The organism is Streptomyces sp. WM6386 (genome assembly GCF_000972385.1).
In the GTDB taxonomy this organism is placed as follows: domain Bacteria; phylum Actinomycetota; class Actinomycetes; order Streptomycetales; family Streptomycetaceae; genus Streptomyces.
On the sequence record NZ_JXTE01000559.1, the window covers coordinates 1 to 405 of the forward strand.

Annotated in this window: 1 pseudogene; it reads right to left on the minus strand. The window is 68.9% G+C overall.

Annotated features, from left to right (window positions below):
• Window positions 1-272, minus strand: a pseudogene (locus TN53_RS42685) (hypothetical protein); the annotation flags it as partial.
• Window positions 273-405: the final 133 nt, after the last annotated feature.

Here is a 405-nt window from a genome sequence, read left to right on the forward strand (position 1 = left end):
AGACCCTGCCAACGGCCGATGGCGATGTCCTCACGCGCCCTCGCGAGGCCCCGGTCCCCGAGCGTCCTGACCAGGTAGTTGAACGCCCAGGCAGTGCCGAACATGGGAATCGAGCAGTAGAGCAGCGCGGCAGGGGCGGCGAAACCGACCGTGCCGACGAGTACGGCGGTGGTCGCCGCGAGGGAGTACGCGGGGGCACTGCCCCCCACCGCCATGACGATGCTGTCGAACGTGCCCAGGACGTTCGCCTGGAGCCCTTTGGATGTGCTCATGAGATGCCGTGGTGCCCTTCGGATACAGCTGCTATGGGGCCGGCGCCCCGGCAAGGGGGCGCGCACAGCCGCTGGGACGGACAGCAAGGGGGCTGGTGCGATCGGTGCACCGGCATGACTGGCACAGTAAGCC